This window comes from Psychrobacter sp. FME13, assembly GCF_014861395.1.
In the GTDB taxonomy this organism is placed as follows: domain Bacteria; phylum Pseudomonadota; class Gammaproteobacteria; order Pseudomonadales; family Moraxellaceae; genus Psychrobacter.
This window is the reverse complement of the sequence record NZ_RRYV01000417.1, coordinates 1-309: the sequence shown is the minus strand read 5'-3', so window position 1 is coordinate 309 and position 309 is coordinate 1. Positions and strand designations below refer to the sequence as shown.

1 pseudogene is annotated in these 309 nt (G+C 42.7%); it reads right to left on the bottom strand.

Annotated elements, in window-relative coordinates:
* Positions 1 to 127: 127 nt before the first annotated feature.
* Positions 128 to 309, bottom strand: a pseudogene (locus EI164_RS16850) (transposase); the annotation flags it as partial.

Below are 309 nucleotides of genomic sequence, written 5' to 3'. Positions count from 1 at the left end.
TAGGCTTAGATGTGTATAGCTCATGGTTGCAATCTCACTTTGGTCGGTGGATAAAAACTTTGATGCTAGCGCATCTAGGTCTTTTTTTCACCTTGCATTTGGTATTGCACTTCATGTGTTAATCTAAGATATTAAATCGTTCTGATAGCTGACCAATAACTGTTTCAACGATACGGCGGGCTTTCATTAGCCGTCTTACCACAGGTTTGGGTCTATCCTCTTTCATGTTGGCTCTGAGTGGCGTTTGTAAATCCACTCCTTGAGCGTCGTAGTACGATGTCAGACTCGGGCTGATATACCCTTTATCAG